The 19284-nt window shown below is 66.8% G+C and carries 19 protein-coding genes; 6 read left to right on the forward strand and 13 right to left on the reverse strand.

What is annotated here, in order from left to right:
* Window positions 1-19 precede the first annotated feature (19 nt).
* The 3 genes from H1343_RS03375 to H1343_RS03385 form a co-directional block, all read right to left on the reverse strand.
* On the reverse strand, window positions 20-847 hold the full coding sequence (locus tag H1343_RS03375) for an amidohydrolase family protein (RefSeq protein ID WP_185984554.1): 828 nt from the start codon (window positions 845-847) through the stop codon (window positions 20-22).
* 94 nt (window positions 848-941) lie between these two features.
* Window positions 942-1670: a GntR family transcriptional regulator gene (locus H1343_RS03380; protein ID WP_185984555.1), complete on the reverse strand. Its 729-nt coding sequence runs from the start codon at window positions 1668-1670 to the stop codon at window positions 942-944.
* Between the two features lie 237 nt (window positions 1671-1907).
* The gene (locus H1343_RS03385) at window positions 1908-2822 is read right to left on the reverse strand and encodes a LysR family transcriptional regulator (protein ID WP_185984556.1); all 915 of its coding nucleotides are present in this window, start codon (window positions 2820-2822) and stop codon (window positions 1908-1910) included.
* A 114-nt stretch (window positions 2823-2936) separates the two neighbouring features.
* On the opposite strand from H1343_RS03385, the gene H1343_RS03390 reads away from it, so the two are divergent.
* From H1343_RS03390 to lepA, 4 genes are all read left to right on the forward strand, one after another.
* Entirely contained in the window at window positions 2937-4049 is a 1113-nt protein-coding gene (locus H1343_RS03390; RefSeq protein WP_185984557.1) for an aldo/keto reductase, read from the forward strand.
* Window positions 4050-4135: 86 nt separating this feature from the next.
* Window positions 4136-4906, forward strand: a complete 771-nt coding sequence (locus H1343_RS03395) for a pseudouridine synthase (protein WP_185984558.1) — start codon at window positions 4136-4138, stop codon at window positions 4904-4906.
* Between the two features lie 104 nt (window positions 4907-5010).
* Complete coding sequence (locus tag H1343_RS03400) at window positions 5011-6231, forward strand: YeeE/YedE family protein (RefSeq protein ID WP_210270070.1); 1221 nt, start codon at window positions 5011-5013, stop codon at window positions 6229-6231.
* Window positions 6232-6272: 41 nt separating this feature from the next.
* Window positions 6273-8099: a translation elongation factor 4 gene (gene lepA / locus H1343_RS03405; RefSeq protein WP_185984559.1), complete on the forward strand. Its 1827-nt coding sequence runs from the start codon at window positions 6273-6275 to the stop codon at window positions 8097-8099.
* 226 nt (window positions 8100-8325) lie between these two features.
* Here the strand turns inward: lepA and H1343_RS03410 are convergent, their stop codons facing one another.
* Together H1343_RS03410 and H1343_RS03415 are read right to left on the reverse strand one after the other, a co-directional pair.
* The gene (locus H1343_RS03410; RefSeq protein WP_185984560.1) at window positions 8326-9093 is read right to left on the reverse strand and encodes a hypothetical protein; all 768 of its coding nucleotides are present in this window, start codon (window positions 9091-9093) and stop codon (window positions 8326-8328) included.
* On the reverse strand, window positions 9093-9545 hold the full coding sequence (locus H1343_RS03415) for a hypothetical protein (protein ID WP_185984561.1): 453 nt from the start codon (window positions 9543-9545) through the stop codon (window positions 9093-9095). The genes H1343_RS03410 and H1343_RS03415 overlap by 1 nt, the downstream gene beginning before the upstream one ends.
* Before the next feature lie 789 nt (window positions 9546-10334).
* On the opposite strand from H1343_RS03415, the gene H1343_RS03420 reads away from it, so the two are divergent.
* Together H1343_RS03420 and H1343_RS03425 are read left to right on the forward strand one after the other, a co-directional pair.
* Window positions 10335-11594: an Hsp70 family protein gene (locus tag H1343_RS03420; RefSeq protein WP_185984562.1), complete on the forward strand. Its 1260-nt coding sequence runs from the start codon at window positions 10335-10337 to the stop codon at window positions 11592-11594.
* 51 nt (window positions 11595-11645) lie between these two features.
* The gene (locus tag H1343_RS03425) at window positions 11646-12071 is read left to right on the forward strand and encodes a GlcG/HbpS family heme-binding protein (RefSeq protein WP_185984563.1); all 426 of its coding nucleotides are present in this window, start codon (window positions 11646-11648) and stop codon (window positions 12069-12071) included.
* A 67-nt stretch (window positions 12072-12138) separates the two neighbouring features.
* On the opposite strand, the gene H1343_RS03430 is transcribed toward H1343_RS03425, so the two are convergent.
* The 8 genes from H1343_RS03430 to minC all read right to left on the reverse strand — a co-directional run bounded on the left by H1343_RS03430 (window position 12139) and on the right by minC (window position 19240).
* A complete protein-coding gene (locus tag H1343_RS03430; RefSeq protein ID WP_185984564.1) occupies window positions 12139-14121 on the reverse strand; it encodes a BCCT family transporter in 1983 nt (660 codons plus the stop codon).
* Window positions 14122-14260: 139 nt separating this feature from the next.
* Entirely contained in the window at window positions 14261-15163 is a 903-nt protein-coding gene (locus H1343_RS03435; RefSeq protein WP_185984565.1) for a DMT family transporter, read from the reverse strand.
* An 86-nt stretch (window positions 15164-15249) separates the two neighbouring features.
* Entirely contained in the window at window positions 15250-16068 is an 819-nt protein-coding gene (locus H1343_RS03440) for an inositol monophosphatase family protein (RefSeq protein WP_185984566.1), read from the reverse strand.
* A complete protein-coding gene (locus H1343_RS03445; protein ID WP_185984567.1) occupies window positions 16065-17015 on the reverse strand; it encodes a 1-phosphofructokinase family hexose kinase in 951 nt (316 codons plus the stop codon). The genes H1343_RS03440 and H1343_RS03445 overlap by 4 nt, the downstream gene beginning before the upstream one ends.
* Before the next feature lie 70 nt (window positions 17016-17085).
* A complete protein-coding gene (locus H1343_RS03450; protein ID WP_185984568.1) occupies window positions 17086-17247 on the reverse strand; it encodes a hypothetical protein in 162 nt (53 codons plus the stop codon).
* Window positions 17248-17348: 101 nt separating this feature from the next.
* The gene (gene minE, locus H1343_RS03455; protein ID WP_185984569.1) at window positions 17349-17630 is read right to left on the reverse strand and encodes a cell division topological specificity factor MinE; all 282 of its coding nucleotides are present in this window, start codon (window positions 17628-17630) and stop codon (window positions 17349-17351) included.
* Complete coding sequence (minD, locus tag H1343_RS03460; RefSeq protein WP_185984570.1) at window positions 17627-18445, reverse strand: septum site-determining protein MinD; 819 nt, start codon at window positions 18443-18445, stop codon at window positions 17627-17629. The genes minE and minD overlap by 4 nt, the downstream gene beginning before the upstream one ends.
* Before the next feature lie 45 nt (window positions 18446-18490).
* The gene (gene minC, locus H1343_RS03465) at window positions 18491-19240 is read right to left on the reverse strand and encodes a septum site-determining protein MinC (protein ID WP_185984571.1); all 750 of its coding nucleotides are present in this window, start codon (window positions 19238-19240) and stop codon (window positions 18491-18493) included.
* Window positions 19241-19284 lie beyond the last annotated feature (44 nt).

The raw sequence follows: 19284 nt of genomic DNA on the forward strand, positions 1-19284 counted from the left end.
GCGGCCGGCCGGGCTGGCGTCAGGACGCTGCGAGGCCGAAAATATTGGAGGAGTTGATCGACAGAATTCGGGTGCGAAGCCCTTCGTCGGGGATGACGGCGTTCAGCCAGGCGAGCTGGCCCGGAAAGTCGTTCGCGGCTTCATGCTGCGTGTGCGGCCAGTCGCTGCCCCAGACCATGCGCTCGTCGCTGCCGGCGGCGATGCGCAGATTGTCGAAGGCGGCCTGCGCCTCGTTGACGTCGAGCCTGGCGCGGTAGGGCGCCGACAGCTTCACCCAGAGCCGCTCGTGGCCGAGAAGGGCGAGGAAGTCTCTGTGCGCCGGCTTGTCGGGGTCGATCGGCCCGCCCGGCAGGCCGAAATGATCGACCATCACCCGCGCGCCGCTGTCGAGAAGCACCGGCAGGACCTGTGCGAGATCGTCCATCGAGCGCTGGATCTCGATCTGCCAGTTCCGCTTCGCCGCGCGCTCGAAAAGCGCCCGCCAGCGCGTCTCGAAGCAGATGTCCGTCGGCCGGCCGACGAGGTTGAGGCGCAGCCCGACGACCCCGGCCTCCTGCAACGCGTCGAGGTCGCTGTCGCCGACCTCAGGCTCCACCACGGCGATCGCGCGCAGCCGGTCCGGGTGAAGGCGCAGCGCCGAGAGGATGAAGCTGTTGTCGGTGCCGAGAAAGCTCGGCTGCACGAGGACGCCGTGCGAGAAGCCGAAGCGGTCGAGCCGCTCGATGTAGTCCTCGATCGTCGCGTCGTAGTCGGGCGCGTACCGGCGCCCTGCCGCCATCGGCAGGTCGCGCCTGAAGACATGTGCGTGGCCGTCGATCGGTGCGTTCGGATACGGGCTTTCTGCCATGCGTCGTTCGTTTCCTGGTTGGGGGAGCCCGGTCACGGGATCGCGCGCATGCGCCGGCGGCGCGGCGGCGGCGAAGCCCTCGGGGGTTCGCCGGCTATCCGATCCGGCTTCGGTATCGAAAGCGGGTGGCGTCGCCATAGGCGACGCGCCATTCGACGACGGCGCCGTCGACGGCACGCGCCGTGCGCTCGATGACGGCGAGCGGCGCGCCCTCCTCGACGCCGAGGCGGCGCGCATTGTGCGCGTCGGCCGGCTCGAAGCTCACATCATCGGTCGCGCTGGAGACGAGGACGCCGAAACGGTCGAGGTAGAACGGGTAGAGGAGCGGGCCGATCTCGGCCTCCGCGATGGTCTCGATCCCGGGGAAGCGCGCCTGCGGCACCCAGATCTCTTCAGCGAGGACGACATCGGCGCCCACCGAGCGGATGCGCTCGATGCGCACGGCGTCGTCCGTTCCCAGAACCGCCGCGACGGCTGCGGGAGGGGCCGCACGCGACCGCAGCACGAGACGGCTCGTCGGAATGGTGCGCTCGCCGCGCGTCTCGACCGCGAAGAAGCGGAAAAGCGAGACGTCGAAGGCCGGCGAGCGCAGGAAGGTGCCCGAGCCCCGCCGCCGCTCCAGAAGCCCTTCGTCCACGAGTTGCTGCATGGCCCTGCGCACGGTGCCGACGGACAGGCCGGTTTCGCCGGCGAGCTGGTTTTCGGAAGGGAACGCCGCGCCGGGCCGGAATTCGCCGGCCGCGATGCGTGCGGCCAGCCGGTCACGAAGCTGGGCATAGGCCGGCAGCCGTTGGTCGATTTCATCTGCACGCGTCGAAGACATCATTCCTCCCCGAATGAGGCCTTCGATCTACCCGCTCGCAAAACATTGGTCAATTGGTTCTATATAGAACTGGCTTTGCAAGGGGCTCGTGTATTCGCTGTCGTTTGCGCCGGGGTCGTCCGCGGCGTCGTCGGTTAGGCGAGGGAAGCTGCTGCTTCTCCGCTCACGAGGGCGGCTGGCGCGGCGAACAGGCGGCGGCATCGGGAAAAGGATCGCGCCCGGTGCTTCCGTTCCGGCTCACTGCCCGTTCCCGTTCCCGTTCCCGCGCCAGCGCAACGCCTCGATCAGCGCGCGCAGCGCCGGCGGCGTCTGTCGCCGGCTCGAATGATAGAGATGGTAGCCGGGATAGGGCGCGCACCATTCGTCCAGCGCCTGCACCAGCCGCCCGCTCGCCAGATCGTCCGCGACGTCGTGCTCGAGAATATAACCGAGCCCGGCGCCCGCCCGGACGGCTGCGAGTGCGAGCGGCACGTCGTTGACGACCAGCGGCCCGCTGACTCGCACCTTGATCTCCCGCCCGTCCCGCTCGAACTCCCAGGACAGAGGCGGGCGGTCGGCCGCGCCCCGGTAGTTGATGCACACGTGGCGTTCCAGCTCGGCCGGCGTCTGCGGCGGCGGATGGCGGGAAAAATACTCCGGCGTCCCCACCACGACCGTCCGCAGGTCCGGCCCCACGCGCACGGCGATCATGTCCCTGGCGACGGACTCGACATGGCGGATGCCGGCGTCGAAACCGTCGGCGACGATGTCGCTCATCCGGTTCTCGATCTCCACCTCGACCCGAACGCCAGGGTTGGCCATGAGGAAGGCCGGGAGCCTCGGCTCCAGCACCATCTGCGCGGCATAGGCAAAGGTCGTCAGCCGCACCGTGCCGGAGGCCGAGGCGCGCCAGCTCGACAGCGCGCCCAGCCCGTCCTCGATCTGCGCCAGCGCCGGTGCGACGGATGCCAGAAGGGCCGCGCCGGCTTCCGTCGGTGCCACGCTTCGCGTCGTGCGCGCCAGAAGCCGCACGTCGAGCCGTGTCTCGAGCGCTCGCATGGCATGGCTCAGCGCCGACGGGGAGATGCCCAGGAGCCGCGATGCCCGCGTGAAGCTTCGCTCGCGCGCGATCGTCGCGAACATCATAAGTTCGTTGAGTTCACTGCGCTGCATTCATGTATCGTGCTCACAAGTCCATGCGGCGGGCAACGGCTAATCCGCGCGCGCCGCGGTCCCTAGCTTCGGCGTCCGGCCGGCACCTCGCCGGTCCGACAAGGGATCACGGACATGAACCTGACCAATTACCGTACACTCGGCCGTTCCGGCCTCGTCGTCAGCCCGCTGGCGCTCGGCGCAATGACCTTCGGCGCGGAGCGCTGGGGATCTGGAGAGGTCGGATCGCGTGCCGTATTCGACGCCTACACCGCAGCCGGCGGCAACTTCATCGATACGGCAGACGTCTATGGCGGGGGACGCAGCGAGGAGATGCTGGGTGCCTTCCTCGCCGAAAGCGGGCTTCGGGACAGGCTGGTCGTCGCCACCAAGTCCGGCTTCTCGCGCGTGCAGGGAACGCCGCTTGCCGGCGGCAACGGCGCCCGCAACATCCGCGCCGGGCTCGACGGTTCGCTGAAGCGCCTGCGCACGGACTATATCGACATGTACTGGATGCATGTCTGGGACCGCGTGACCCCGGCAGAGGAAGTGCTGGAAGCACTCGTCGGCGCGGTGCGGGCCGGCAAGATCCTGCATTACGGCTTCTCGAACACGCCTGCATGGTATGTCGCAAAGGTTGCAACGCTCGCGGGCGCCCACGGGCTGCCGGCGCCCATCGGTTTGCAATATCAGTATTCGCTGCTGGATCGCGGCGTCGAACTCGACCTCGTGCCGGCGGCTGCGGAGTTCGAACTCGGCATCGTCCCGTGGAGCCCGCTGGGCGGAGGCCTTCTCACCGGCAAGTACGGGCGCGAGATTATCGCGCAGGCGAACCGGCCGGGCGAGGTGCCCGACAAGGCGGGCGTGTCGGAAGAGGGCGCAGAGAGCGACGGCCGCCTGAACGGCGACAACCCCTTCGGCGGAATGCTCTTCACCGAACGCAATTTCGATGTTGTGGACGTCGTGCGCGCCATCTCCGAGGAGACCGGCGCGACGATGGCGCAGGTGGCGCTCGCCTGGGCCGTCTCGCGCCCCGGCGTCGCTTCCGTCCTGATCGGCGCGAGCCGCGCCGCGCAGATCGAGGCCAATGTCGCGGCGCTCGATCTCGTCCTTTCGCCGGACCAGCTCGAACGCCTGGAGGCGGTGAGCACGCCGCCCTCTCTCAACCCCTACTTCATCTTCCAGCTTCCACCGCAGATGATCTTCGGCGGGCAGTCGGTCTCGGGCTGGCGCGGCTGCGCCCGCTGACGTCGGGCAGGGGCGGGCGCGATCGGCGCCCGCCTCGTCTCCGACCCTCTTGCCAAGACGCCGCGGGCTCTGATCTTTCCCCCGACATGGTTCGCACGTCACCGTCCTCGCAGCATTCCCGCCCCGCCACGCACGGGCTCGCGCGCGTGATCTCCAAGCGCGGCCATGCCTCGCGCAGTCAGGCGGAGGCGATGGTGCGCGAAGGCCGCGTGGCGGTGGACGGCCGAATCGTGACGGACCCGGAGGCGCGCACCGCCGCGGGCGCTGCGATCACCGTCGATGGTTCACCGGTCGAGGCAGCGGCGAAGATCCATCTCATGCTCAACAAGCCGCGTGGCCTCGTCACCACGCGAAACGACCCGGAAGGCCGCAGGACCGTCTATTCCTGCCTCGAAGGCCTCGAGCTGCCGCATGTCGCCCCGGTCGGCCGGCTGGACATGGCCTCCGAAGGCCTTCTCCTCTTCACCAACGACACGGTCTGGGCGAATGCCGTCCTCGACGGTCCGGGCGCGCCTCTGAAGACCTATCACGTCAAGATCGATCGGCCGCCGGACGACGCCCTCGTCGCGGCCCTTCAGCGCGGCGTTAAGGACGCGGGCGAGCATCTGGCCGCGCGTTCCGTGCGCTCGCTGCGCGAGGGTGTGCGCAACGCCTGGCTGGAGATCGTTCTCGACGAGGGCCGCAACCGGCATATCCGGCGCCTTCTCGCCGCCTTCGGGATCGAGACGCTGCGCCTCGTGCGCGTGGCGATCGGCCCGCTCGAGCTCGGGACGCTCGCCAAAGGCGCTGTGCGCCCCCTGACCGCCGAGGAGATTGCGGCTCTGGCCGGGAACACTTTTCCGCCACAAGGCCGATAAGCGCAAATTCCGGCTTCGAACTTCTCTGTCGGAAGGCCTAGCTGAAGCTCGAGCGCGGGCTGCGATCGTTCCCCCGCGCGCAGCACCTTCGAAGGAGAAGCGGCATGAGCCGTTCGATCCCCGCGCCCGCCCCAATGGCGCCCATCATCCAGACGCCCGCGCTTCTGTCGGGTCTCGCGCTCGCGGCCGGCGCCGTCGCCCTCGGTCTCGCTTACGGCCCGCAACAGGCCGCGCTCCTCGTTCTCGGCGGGGCGCTCGGCCTCGTCCTCTATCACGCCGCCTTCGGCTTCACCTCCGCCTGGCGCGTCTTCATCCTGGAAGGGCGCGGACGGGGCCTGCGCGCGCAGATGGTGATGCTCGCCATCGCCGTCCTCCTTTTCTTTCCCGCCCTCTCTTCAGGCACGCTGTTCGGCGAGGAAGTGCGCGGCAATGTCTCGCCGCTCTCGGTCAGCGTCATCGTCGGCGCCTTCCTCTTCGGCATCGGCATGCAGACGGGCGGCGGCTGCGCTTCCGGCACGCTCTTCACCGCCGGCGGCGGCAATGCGCGCATGGTGGTGACGCTGTTCTTCTTCATTGTCGGCTCGGTGCTCGCCACCATCAACTTCGACTGGTGGACATCGCTGCCGGCCTTCCAGCCCGTCACGCTCGTCTCCCTCGGCGCGCCGGCCGGCATCGCCGTCTCGCTGGCGCTGTTTGCCGCCATCGCCGCGCTCACGATCGTCGTGGAGAAGCGCCGCAACGGCGCGCTGGAGCGCGAGGCGCCTTCGCCGAACCACGGCTTCCGGCGGTTCGCGCGCGGTCCCTGGCCGCTGATCGCCGGCGCCGTCGCGCTCGCCATCCTCAACTTCGTCACGCTCTGGCTCGCGGGCCGGCCCTGGGGCATCACCTCGGCGTTCGCGCTGTGGGGCGCCAAGGGCGCCGAGCTCATCGGCGTCGATCCCACCGCCTGGGCCTACTGGCAGACGCCCGGCAACGCCGCCGCACTCGCCGGCTCGGTCTTTACCGACGTCACCTCCGTGATGAACTTCGGCATCATTGGCGGCGCGATGCTGGCGGCCGCGCTCGCCGGCAAGTTCGCGCCCTCCCTGAAGATCCCGCCGCGCCAGCTCGCGGCCTCGATCATCGGCGGCCTGCTTCTGGGCTACGGCGCGCGCATCGCCTATGGCTGCAACATCGGCGCCTATTTCTCCGGCATCGCGTCGGGCTCGCTGCACGGCTGGCTCTGGCTCGTCGCGGCCTTTGCCGGCAACGCGGTGGGCGTGCGCCTGCGCCCGTTCTTCTTCGGCGAGGGCTTTCGCGGCTCGGCCGGCGCGGGAAGCGCCTGATCGCGCTTCCCGTTTGAAGCGCAAACGAATATAGGCGGGCGATGAGCACCTTGCCCGCCCAGACGCCGCTGTCCCGCATCCGCAACTTCTCGATCGTCGCCCATATCGACCACGGGAAGTCGACTCTCGCCGACCGCCTGATCCAGCTCACCGGCGGGCTGGACGCGCGCGAGATGGCGGGCAAGGAGCAGGTGCTCGACTCGATGGACATCGAGAAGGAGCGCGGCATCACCATCAAGGCGCAGACCGTGCGCCTGCACTACACGGCCAAGGACGGCGAGGCCTACGTCCTCAACCTGATCGACACGCCCGGCCACGTCGATTTCGCCTACGAGGTCTCGCGCTCGCTGTCGGCCTGCGAAGGCGCCCTGCTCGTCGTGGACGCCGCGCAAGGGGTCGAGGCGCAGACGCTCGCCAACGTCTATCTTGCGCTCGACAACGACCTCGAGATCGTGCCCGTCCTCAACAAGATCGACCTGCCCGCCGCCGAGCCGGACAAGGTGAAGGAGCAGATCGAGGAGGTCATCGGCCTCGACGCTTCCGACGCGGTGATGATCTCCGCCAAGTCCGGCCTCGGCATCGAGGACGTGCTGGAAGCCATCGTCACGCGCCTGCCCGCGCCGAAGGAGGGCGACCGTTCCGCCCCCCTGAAGGCGATGCTCGTCGATTCGTGGTACGACGCGTATCTCGGCGTCATCGTTCTCGTGCGCATCATCGACGGCGAGCTGAAGAAGGGCCAGACCATCCGCATGATGGGCGCCGATGCGCGCTATCCGGTGGATCGTGTCGGCGTCTTCACGCCCAAGATGGTGACGGTGGACGCCCTCGGCCCCGGCGAGCTCGGCTTCATCACCGCCTCGATCAAGGAAGTGGCCGATACGCGCGTCGGCGACACCATCACCGAGGAGAAGCGCCAGACGGCGACGATGCTGCCCGGCTTCAAGCCCGCGCAGCCGGTCGTGTTCTGCGGCCTCTTCCCGGTGGATGCGGCCGATTTCGACGACTTACGCGCCGCGATGGGCAAGCTGCGCCTCAACGACGCGAGCTTCTCGTTCGAGATGGAGAGCTCGGCCGCGCTCGGCTTCGGCTTCCGCTGCGGCTTCCTCGGCCTCCTGCATCTGGAGATCATCCAGGAGCGCCTGTCGCGCGAGTTCGACCTCGACCTCATCGCGACGGCCCCTTCCGTCGTCTACGATCTGAAGCTGCGCGACGGCACCACGATCCAGCTCCACAACCCGGCCGACATGCCGGACGTGATGAAGATCGAGGCGATCCACGAACCGTGGATCAAGGCGACGATCCTGACGCCGGACGATTATCTCGGCAACATCCTGACGCTCTGCCAGGAACGGCGCGGAATCCAGACCGACCTGTCCTATGTCGGCAAGCGCGCGATGGTCACCTACGAGCTGCCGCTGAACGAAGTGGTGTTCGACTTCTACGACCGGCTGAAGTCGATCTCGAAGGGCTACGCCTCCTTCGACTACCAGCTCATCGAGTATCGCGAGGGCGATCTCGTGAAGATGTCGATCCTCGTCAACGCCGAGCCGGTGGACGCTCTGTCGATGCTGGTCCACCGCAACCAGGCCGAGAAGCGCGGCCGGCAGATGTGCGAGAAGCTGAAGGAGCTGATCCCGAACCATCTGTTCAAGATCCCGATCCAGGCGGCGATCGGCGGCAAGGTCATCGCGCGCGAGACCATCTCGGCCCTGCGCAAGGACGTGACGGCCAAGTGCTACGGCGGCGACGCCTCGCGCAAGCGCAAGCTCCTCGACAAGCAGAAGGAGGGCAAGAAGCGCATGCGCCAGTTCGGCAAGGTGGAGATCCCGCAGGAAGCGTTCATCGCCGCGCTGAAGATGGATAGCTAGCGTTTCCGAGGCGTCCGAAAGACGCTCGGAACGCGAAGAACCGGCGAGTCTTCGCGAGCGCGGCTATGCCGGGGAGCTGCCGGAGGCAGCGGGCCGCCGGCAGGGCTCGTCGCAACGTCCAGGAAAAGTGGGAACCGGTTTTCCGTCCGGACTTGCTACACTGTAGACTCTACGGGCGCAACGACCGCAGCATCTAATTAAAATGCTGAAGTTAGTCTCCAATTGCCTAATTACGAATTTTAATGTTCATGCTTTGGACTAATTTCGAAACGTACGCCGACCCCGGCGGCAATACCGATATATTTCCGTCCGGAGAGATGTAGATAAACCTCTCATCTTCAGCCTTACGGAGGATTTTCTTAAAATATGTCCTATTTTTGTACATCGTCCACTCCCATAACATGTCAGTTTCCACTGGGCTTGGAGACGATGTTAGAAGGATCAAAACTTGGTCGTGGAGTGACAAGCCTGGGTCCAAAACACGCTTGACGTCGCCCATCTGCCAAACCAAAGGCACCTCGCGGTCTGCCAAGACGTCAACCAAAGCTTGAGCATCTTCGGTCCCGAGTGCGTGGAGCACCCGGACCAACTCAGCCATAATCCAGTTGCACATCCCAACAACGGCCGTGGCGTCCATATGATTGGGGTCGACATCTCCACCAACATGACCCACTCCGCGGTTATTTCGAACCTCATACAGCGCGGGCAACATTCGCGGGATCAGTATCTGGAAACTGCGAGGAACCTGCGTTTGGGTTTCCAATTGTCGACAAGCATTTAAAAAATTGCTGGGCTTCGATGGCGCATTTGGGTACACGCCCGAGGCATAACCTTGAAGAATCGTGTAGACGATCTCGCAGAACCGTCCACCGCTTAGCTCGGAAGGTCCCCAACGACGCTCTGCGTAGTTTTGAATAATGGACCGGTATTCATCTACAAGCGGCGTTCTCAAGCCTGGAGGAAGCGGCGCAAAAGCGGATGATGAGGGAATCATTAGTAACCAAGATCCGCCAAGCCATCTGGTGTTATAAAGAATCCATCTTCATTCTTCTCGCAAAATCCCCTTGCTACAAGCTTATTAAGGCAATCTGCCGGATTGCTTAATTTCTTTTGGTGGTTTGCTGAAAGAGCCTTCGTCACTGCGCCTGTATTTAACGGCGTAGCTCCCTTTTGACGTAGCCAGTCAGCAGTCGCTAGAAATCTTTTTACTTGGTTTGAGTCACCGCCCTTCGCGCGGATATGTGTTGCCAAGGAGGCCGTGAACTCAGCGCTTCCCGCTGGAGCACCTTGCTCTCGCGCTGGCTCGTCTTGAATGACCATGGGAGGACTGAGCTGCCCGAGCGCCGGCGCAGCATCAATAACCCTTTCAAGCTGTGCGGAGAGCCAAGTTTCGGTTCCCTCACCTGAAAAACTTAAACTCCCGAATGCAAATTCGATTCTTGCCATAGTCATTTCAGCGATTCCTCGAGCTTTACGACACCACCAGTCATTGCACTAATTCCAGAGCAGGGCCCGTGATACGTGCAGACAATATGATCTTATCCCCGCCCTTTAGCTCTTCTCCCATACTCCTGTGACCACCAGCCCTGACGGGCGCGAATGATCACCGGGATCGTTCGGGGCTGGCGGGCGGGTCCGGTCGTGGGGCGCCTTCCGGAGGCGGCGCACGGTCGGGCGGGACGAGTCGATGCCGGCGCCGAGAGAAAAGGCGGCGCCGGGAGCCACCCGAGGAACCCCCGTAGCCTGTTTGGGCCGGACCAATTTCGGGGCACGCCCTTGAGGCCGGACAAGCCATCCGGTCGAAGGCATCGGCAGCCGCCGCGTGGCAGCGGACGGTCAAGACCCGCAGCACCCGTGTGGAGCGCCGGAGGCGAGCCGCACTACTACACACCCCATCGGAGGCGAGCCTCCGGTGCTCCACCCGCCCGTCTGATCGGGCGTCCGCAATGTCTTCCAGCTTCGCCCGAGAGCGAAGCCGCTTCCGCGCGCCATCCTCTCCGCTCCGTCATCTTGACCCCGGCCCGAGGATCCATTCCGCGCCGTCGGCGCCGCCGCTTCCGCTACGGAAAGGGTGCGGCATGGATCCCCGCCTTGCGGCCGATGACGACGAGAAGGGAACGTCGGCGGACCTGGCCTTTCCAACCCGCAAGCGCCGAGCTATACGGGCCGCCCTTCCCGATAACGGACCGCATGCCGCGCCCGCGCCGGCGCCTTGCGTTCGATGAGAGGCGCGCCATGCCCGGAACGCTCCACGCCGGCCTCGACTTCGGCACCACCAATTCCACGATCGCGCTCTGCGCGCCGGGCGGCGCGCCGCGCCTCCTACCCGTGGAGGGCGAGCACCTGACGATCCCCTCCGCGCTGTTCTTTTCGCTCGAGGACGGCGGCACCTATGTGGGGCGCAAGGCCGTCTTCGAATATGTCGACGGCGCGGAAGGGCGCTTCATGCGGGCGCTGAAGAGCGTCCTCGGCTCCTCGCTGATGAAGGAAACGACGGCCGTCGGGCGCCAGCGCATGACCTTCCAGGAGCTCATCGGCCGCTTTCTGCAGCATCTGCGCGAGCGCCTGGAAGCGGCGGGGGAGGGGCCGGAGGCGGTCGTCCTCGGGCGGCCCGTGCGCTTCGTCGACGAGGACGACGCGGCCGATGCGCGCGCCGAGGGCGAGCTTGCCGAGGCCGCGCGCGCCACCGGCTTCCGCCACATCGAATTCCAGTACGAGCCGGTGGCCGCCGCGCTCTACTACGAGCGGCAGGTCACGGCGGAGAAGCTGGCGCTCGTCGTCGACATCGGCGGCGGCACCTCGGACTTCTCGGTTGTGCGGCTGTCGCCGGAGCGGGCCCGCACACTCGACCGGCGCTCGGACATCCTGAGCTTCACGGGCGTGCATGTCGGCGGCACGGATTTCGACCGGCTCCTCAACATCGCGTCCATGCAGCCGCTCTTCGGCCTCGGCTCGATGACGGCGGACGGCAAGCGCGCCATGCCCGTCTGGTATTTCAACGACATGGCGACGTGGCATCGCGTCAACACGCTCTATACGCCGAAGATCGCGCGGGACATCGCGGGGCTGAAGAAGGAAGCGGCCGAGCCGGAGAAGCTCGCGCGCTACGAGCATCTCCTCGCGCACCGCTCGGGCCACCGCCTCGCCGGCGCGGTCGAGACCGCCAAGATCGCGCTGACGGACGAGAGCGAAACCGAGATCCGCCTCGCCGAGCCGGGCCTCTCGCTCGCGGCACCCGTCACGCGGGCCGAGTTCGAGGCGGCCACAGTCGAACTCGTCGCTCGCATTGGCGGAGCGATCGAGGCAGCGCTCGCGCAGGCGGGCGTCCCGGCCGATGCGATCGAGACGGTGATCCTCACCGGCGGCGGCGCGCAGGTGCCCGCCGTGCGCCTCGCCGCCACCGCGCGTTTTCCGGGCGCCGAGATCGCGCAGTCCGATGCCTTCGGCTCGGTCGGGCTCGGCCTCGGCATCGATGCGGCACGCCGCTTTGCCTGATCGGCCGAGCGTCGCTACAAGGGCCTTCCAACAACACGGAGAGGAAGCCCGATGCCCCTGACGATCGAGACCGCCCGCACCATCGTTGCCGCCAGCCTGAAGAAGGGCGGCGAGCTCGGCCTCAAGCCGCTCACCGTCGCCGTCCTCGATGCCGGCGGCGCGCTTGTCGCGCTGGAGCGTCAGGACGGTGCCTCGCGCATGCGCCCCGAGATCGCCATCGGCAAGGCCAACGGCGCGGTCGCGCTCGGCATGGGATCGCGTGCGATCTTCGCGCGGGCCGAGCAGCAGCCCTTCTTCATCCAGTCGATGAACGCGCTGGCCGGCGGCTCGCTGGTGCCGGTGCCGGGCGGTGTCCTCATCCGCGAGGGCGGCACGATCGTCGGCGCCGTCGGCATCACCGGCGACACGTCCGACAACGACGAGGCGGCCGCCGTCGCGGGCATCGAGGCGGCGGGCTTCATGGCCGACGCGGGCTGAACTCCGAAGCCTGAAACCACAAAAAAGGGCGCCTCGCGGCGCCCTTTTTCACGTCTGGCGGTGTGCCTCAGACCGGATCGGGCGAGGTGGCGTAGAGCGCGGTGGACTTCGCGCTCGTCAGGATCTGGTAGCGCTCGAACTGGGCGAGCACGTCCGCGATGACGTCCTCCTTGGTGAAATCCATCACCTCGTAGCCGCGGCTGCCGTCCGAAAAGACGGTGCGCGCCGTCCAGACATGCGCGCGCCTCGCGTCCGGCCGCGTGGCCTCCGCCACCGAGAAGGTCAGCGAGAGATGGGAGACCGGCACGACGCCGTAGACGAAGTTGCGCGTGTCCTCGCTCGGCACGGTCAGCGTCGACCCACCGTCCTCCCCCGGCTCCACCTGTGCGGTGACGCCGCGCTTCTCCATCTCGCTCGCCACGTCGGTCAGCGCCGGGCGCACCGTGCGCTCGATGAAGGCGCGCACCTCCGCCTCGCTCGCCTCGTGAAGGATGGCGCTGAGGCGCGACTGCCACGTCATCGCGCGCCGCGCGATCGCCGGCTGCGCCTGGCGATGCTCCGTGAGGCGCGCAACGTCCGCACGCATGCCGCGCAGGAGGCCGAAGGCAAGAAGCAGGAGGATGACGGTGAAGGGCAGCGCCGAGATCAGCGTCATCGTCTGCAGGGCCGTGAGGCCGCCCGCCAGAAGCAGGAGAGCCGCCGTCGCGCCCTCCAGCCCGCACCAGTAGATGCGCTGCCAGATCGGCGTCTCGGAGGTGCCGCCCGAGGCGATGGTGTCCACGACCATGGAGCCCGAATCCGACGAGGTGATGAAGAAGACGGCGACAAGGATGATCGCCAGCGTCGAGGTGACCGCCGACCACGGCAGATATTCCAGGAACTGGAAGAGAGAGACGGAGATGTCGTTGCCGACGGCGGTCGCGATCGCGCCTTGCGCCACGCCCATGTCGAGCGAGATCGCCGTGTTGCCGAACACCGTCATCCAGAAGAACGTGAAGGCGGACGGCACGAAGAGAACGCCGACCACGAACTCGCGCACCGTACGGCCGCGCGAGATGCGCGCGATGAACATGCCGACGAAGGGCGACCAGGAAATCCACCAGGCCCAGTAGAACAGGGTCCAGTCGCTCACCCAGTCGCGCGGCTCGTAGGCGTAAAGGGTGAAGGTCCGCTCCAGGATCGAGTCGAGGTAGGTCCCGACATTCTGAACGAACGCGCGGAAGAGGAACTCCGTCGGCCCTACCACGAGCACGAACAGCATCAGGAGGATGGCGACGATGAGGTTGGCTTCCGACAGGCGGCGGATGCCGACGTCAAGGCCCGAGACCACCGAGATCGTGGCGAGCACGGTGATCACCGCGATGAGGCCGACCTGCACGATGGCCGTCTGCGGCAGGCCGGTGAGATAGTTCAGGCCGGCGTTGATCTGAAGAACGCCGAGCCCGAGCGAGGTCGCGATGCCGAACACCGTGCCGCAGATGGCGAAGATGTCGACGGCATGGCCGATGGGGCCGCGGATGCGATCCTGGATCAGCGGGTAGAGACCCGAACGGATCGTCAGCGGCAGGTTGTAGCGGAAGCAGAAATAGGCGAGCGACAGGCCGACGACGGCGTAGATTGCCCACGCGTGCACGCCCCAGTGGAAGAAGGTCAGCGACATCGCCTGACGTGCCGCCTCGTAGGTTCCGGGCTCGGCCTCTGGCGGCACCGAATAGTGCAGGATCGGTTCGGCGGCCGCATAGAACATCAGTCCGATGCCCATGCCGGCGGCGAAGAGCATCGCCAGCCAGGAGAGGTAGCTGAAGTCGGGCTCGGCATCGTCGGGCCCGAGCTTCAGCCGTCCGAAGCGGCTCATCGCGAGGAACAGGACGACGAAGAGGAAGATGCCGACGGACAGGAGGTAGAACCAGCCGAAGGCGTCCAGCACGAAAGTCTGTCCGGCCGAGAAGAGATTGCCGGCGGCCTCCGGGAGGGCAACGCCAATGAGGACGAAGAAGAGGATGATGATGCTGGCGCCGAGGAACACCGGCTTGTTGATGGTCGAGGTCATGAAGCTCTGCTGGTTCGAGGTTCGTGCGAAAACGCACGCCTGCGCGGCGCCGGGTATGCGCCACGAAAACGCCCTATTTTCTGAAAGCTAGAGCGCCTTTCTGAACGGCAACCCCTCCCGGTCGAGGAGCTGCTCTTCCTCAATCTTGTGGTGCGGGTGGCACAGTGTTCTCGCCCGCCGTCGGGAGACCGAGCTTGTTCTCGCGCCACCAGATGTAGAGCCCGCTGGCGATCAGGAGGACCGTGCCCGCGACCATCGCTGGATGAAGCGGGTCGCCGAGGACGGCGACGCTGAGGATGCCAGCGAAGAGGACCTGGCTGTAGAGGAAGGGCGACAGCAACGAGGCCGGAGCGATCGCGAAAGCCCGCACCAGGATCGAATGGCCGAAAGCGCCGAACGCACCCATCAGCGCCATCAGAAGAAACGCGTTCCAGGTCGGGGTCTGCCAGAAGGGGATGATGACGACCGAAAGGATCACCGCGCCCACGGCCGTCGTGTTGAACTGGGTGGAGGCCGCGTCATCGACGCCCGCCAGACGCCGCGTCAGAAGAAGGTACACAGCGTTGCTGAGGGCTGCGCAAAGCGCGAGGAGAAGCGCCGGATCAAGCGAGCCCGAACCTGGCCGCACGATCAGGAGAACGCCTGCGAAGCCGATGAGGATGGCGCTGATCCGGTGGATGCCGATCTTCTCCTTGAGGAAGATCACCGACAGGATCGTCACGAGGATCGGCGCGAAGAAGGCGACGGCGGTCGCATCCGCAAGCGGCACGCGCGAGATGGCCGAATACATGAAGCCCGTCGTGACGAGGAGGCTGAGCCCGCGGGCGACCTGGAGGAACGGCTGGCGCGTTTTCAGGAAGCGCGTACCAGTGGTGCGGGCGAGGACGGCGGTGACGATCAGCGTGTGAAAGACGTATCTCCCCCAGATGACGGTCAGCACCGGCACGAGGGTGGTCGTGTATTTTCCCGTCGCGTCCATGGAGGCGAACAGGAGGCCGGCAAAGACCGTGGTGGCGATGCCGGCGATCAGGTTGGTTTTCATGCGCTCCGCCGTTGGCGATCCCGCCTCCCGCCGGTGTCATAAGCCATCATGACGATCGGTGCCACCTATTGCGGCGCCGGCATTTTTTAAACGATGACGGCGAGCGCGCCGGGCGCGCCGAGCGCCAGCCCCTGTTTCCAGTTCGCCGGGTTTGATCCCTGCGGGGCGAAGCTCTGGAACGGCGCCCATCTTGCGCCTTCGTTGTCCTCAAGCGTGAGGACATCCGCCCCGGCGGAGCGCGCGAGAACGATGCCGCCGGCGACGTCCCAGATGTTCGGGCGGGCAAAGCGCGCACCGGCCAGAAGCCCTGCCGCGACGAAGGCGCACTCGATCGCCGAGGAGCCGGTCTGGCGCCCCTCGTGCGCGGCCGTGCCGGCCGGCACAATCTGCGGCAGGCCGACGAGGCGACGGCGCACCTGCGCGCGATCCACGGCATTGATCGCCTCTTCGTCGAAATAGAGCGGGCCACCATCACGCGAATGATAGACGCCGTGCCGAAGGGCGTGGCTCGTCGAGCACCAGACGGCACCGACCACCGGCACCCCATCCCGGATGACACCGATGGACGCCGCGAAAAGCGGAAAGCCGTTGACGAAATTCGCGGTGCCGTCGACTGGGTCGATCACCCAGGTGTAAGGGGACGTTCCGGTCGTCTCCTCCACCTCCTCGCCGATGATGCCGTGATCGGGGAAGCGATCGGCGAGGCGGGCACGCAGCAACACCTCGACCGCCTGATCGACCTCGGAGACCGGATCCTTGAAGACGGCCTCCTCGCCTTTTGCCAACGTCTTGTAGCGCACGGCAAGCGTGCGGCCGAGCGAGGAGACGATCTGCGCACCCGCAAGCTGCGCGAGTTCGAAGGCAAGCGCCTCGATCGAGGCAAGTTCGTCGGCGCTTCCACTCATAGCTTCACCTCGCGGATCTCGACGGAGGAGGCCAGCGCCTCGATGTCGCGCAGCTTGCCCGTCCCGCGTCCGTGCCGTGTGACGTTGAGCGCGCCGGCGGCGGTCGCGAGGCGCAGCGCTCCGCCATAGTCGAGCCCCTGCGAGAGCGCGACCGCGAGGGCCGCCGTCATGGAATCGCCGGCGCCCGTCGGGTCGTTGGCTGCCATCTGCGGCCCGATTGCTTCGACGAGCTTGCCATCCATCAGCGCGAGGCAGCCGGCGCCGGCGCGCGAAACGACGATGTTTTCGGCCTTGTCGCGGAGCGAGTGCAGCGCCCGGGAAAGGGACGCGATGTCGTCGCCCTCCGCAAGGCCAGCCTCGTGCAGTTCCTCGTGGCTGACCTTGAGGAGCGTCAAACCCTCGTCCACCGCGTCCAGAACCGTGCCCGCGATATCGGCGACGACGATGACATCGTTGGCGCGCAGATCCTTGACCAGACGCGGATACAGATCGGCCGGCAGCACCTCGTTGTCCGGCGTGCCGGTGATGACGGCCGTGCCGCAGCGTATGGCCTCGGTCAGCGTCGCATTATGCAGGTCGTCGATCTCGTGCCGGTCGAGCGTCGGCGGCGCGACATTGGCGATCTCGTGCCGCTCGCCGCCGCGCCGATCGTTGATGTAGCCGCCATTGGCGCCCTTCACGGGAACGGGCCGCAGGCCGAGCCCCTCGGCACGTGCCAAGGCCTCGATGACGTGATGCTGCTCACCGCCGAAGGGACCGACCAGCATCGACCGATGCCCCAGTCCGACGATCATGCGCGCGACCCAGACGCCCTGTCCGCCGGCATGGAAGTACACCTCGTCACCCTTGTCGGTAAGGGATTCGATGGTGATGGTGAAGAGCGGCCAGGGCGCGAAGACGCAGATTTCGTGCTCGTTCTGGAGGGTCGGCTCGTCGGATCGGGGCATGACTTCATTCGGCTGTGACAGGGAACGGTAAAGCGTCCCTGCGGCCAAAAGGTTGCCCGCGCTTTCGCCCTCAGTGCCGGCGCATGCGCTCCGCGGTCGCCTCGCAGGCCTCGACGTGCTTCTGGAGCGCGTCCGTCGACAGGATCGGCGCGATGGAGCGGATGTTGCGGCCCTTGAGTTCGGGCAGCGCCTGCAACTCCTGCAGGCGTTCGAGAAGTTCGGCTCTGCTCATGGAAACGGTCTCCCTGTTGCGAGCTGTCTGATGCGTGATGCGCCCGGCGATCGCCGGACGCCCGGGGCCGCGTTCGCGACCGGGCAGAAACCGCTGGCCGATCAGTGCGCCGGCGCGGCCTCCTTGGAGAGCGCGAGGCCGGGCAGTTCGATGTCGACCTCGAGCATCGAGATCTGATCGCGCTTGTCCATCGTCACCTTCACCTTCTCGCGGTCGATGGAAACGTGCTTTGCGATCACGGCGAGGATTTCCTCCCGCAGCGTGGCGACGAGGTCGGACTGGCCGATCGTCGCGCGCTCGTGGGCGAGGAGCACCTGAAGCCGCTCGCGCGCCGCCGGTGCGGAGGAGGGCGGGCGCCGCTGGAAGAAGCCGAGAAGGTTCATGCGGCCCTCCTTCCGAAGAGCTTGCCGAAGAGGCCGCCCTTGCGCTCGCTCGGCACACTCATCGGGATCGTCTCCCCCGACAGGCGGCGCGCTGCGTCGATATAGGCGCGGGCCGGCGCGCTGGTCGCATCGCTCAGCGTCACGGGCGCGCCGAGATTGGAGGCCTTCAGGACGTCCGCGCTCTCGGGGATGATGCCCAGAAGCGGGATCGAGAGAATCTCGAGAACGTCCTCGACCTTGAGCATGTCGCCGCGCTCGGCGCGCAGCGCGTCGTAGCGGGTCAGGAGAAGGTGCTTCTCGATGCGCTCGCCACGCTCGGCGAGTTCGGTCTTGGAATCCAGAAGGCCGATGATGCGATCGGAATCGCGCACCGAGGAGACTTCCGGATTGGTGACGACGACGGCCGTGTCGGCGTGGCGCATGGCGAGCGTCGCGCCGCGCTCGATGCCGGCGGGGCTGTCGCAGATCACCCAGTCGAAGCGCTCGCGCAGCTCGTCCATGACGCGCGCGACGCCCTCTGCGGTGAGGTTGTCCTTGTCGCGCGTCTGCGAGGCCGGCAGCAGCGAAAGCGTGTCGCAGCGCTTGTCGCGGATCAGCGCCTGGGCGAGCTTCGCGTCCCCCTGGACGACGTTGATCAGGTCGTAGACCACGCGCCGCTCGGCGCCCATGACGAGATCGAGATTGCGCAGGCCGACGTCAAAATCGACCACCACCACGTTCTGTCCGCTCTGCGCGAGTGCCGCGCCCAGCGCCGCCGTGGACGTGGTCTTGCCCACGCCTCCCTTGCCCGACGTCACCACCAGAACTCTAGCCATCGCGGCCACCCCTTTTCTCTTTCAGTATTCTCGAGCCGACGCGCGTCAGAGCGCGGCGGCCATCAGCGCATCGCCTTCGAGCCAGGCCTGGATCGGCTTGCCCACAAGATGCGCCTCCATGTCCTCGGCGGTCTTGTAGAGGCCGTCGATGGCGATGAGTTCGGCTTCCAGCTTGCGGCAGAAGATGCGCGCCTGCGGCTTGCCGGCGGAGCCAGCGAGAGCCCGGCCGCGCAAGGTGCCGTAGACGTGGATCGAGCCGCCGGCGATGATCTCGGCGCCAGAGGCGACCGAGCCGAGCACGGTGACGTCGCCCTCCGGAAAGACGATCGACTGGCCGGAGCGCACCGGCTCCTCGATGATCAGCGAATGAGCCTGCGAAACGCTCGCGGCCGAGGGCATCGCGGCTGCGACCTTGGCGCCCGCCTTTTCGACTGCCGGCTTTTCACCCGGCGCGGGATCCTCGGGCACCTCGATATCGGCAGCCGCGCGCCCGCCGCGCATCTCCGGCGGCATGTCGGGGCCGAGAATGGAGGGCACCGCGCCCTCGATGCCCATGATGCGCACGTTGCGCTTCTCGAGCTCGGCAACGAGGCCGGCGAGATCGTCGCGCGTCAGCTTGAGGCCCTGCACGTCGAGGACGATCGGCCGGTTGAGGAAGAAGCCGGTCGATCGGCGCGCCAGATCGTCGAGCTCCACCAGCCAGTCGGCGAAGGGCATCTCGGGCGACAGGACGAGGGCGAGGAAGGAGCGTCCGCGCAGGCGGACGGCTTTCTTGGACGGCAAGGTTTCGGTCATCTTCGTTAAGGTTTGGTTTCCGGGGCGATGGTGCCACCCCATCC

It is taken from the genome of Aureimonas mangrovi, assembly GCF_014058705.1.
In the GTDB taxonomy this organism is placed as follows: domain Bacteria; phylum Pseudomonadota; class Alphaproteobacteria; order Rhizobiales; family Rhizobiaceae; genus Aureimonas; species Aureimonas mangrovi.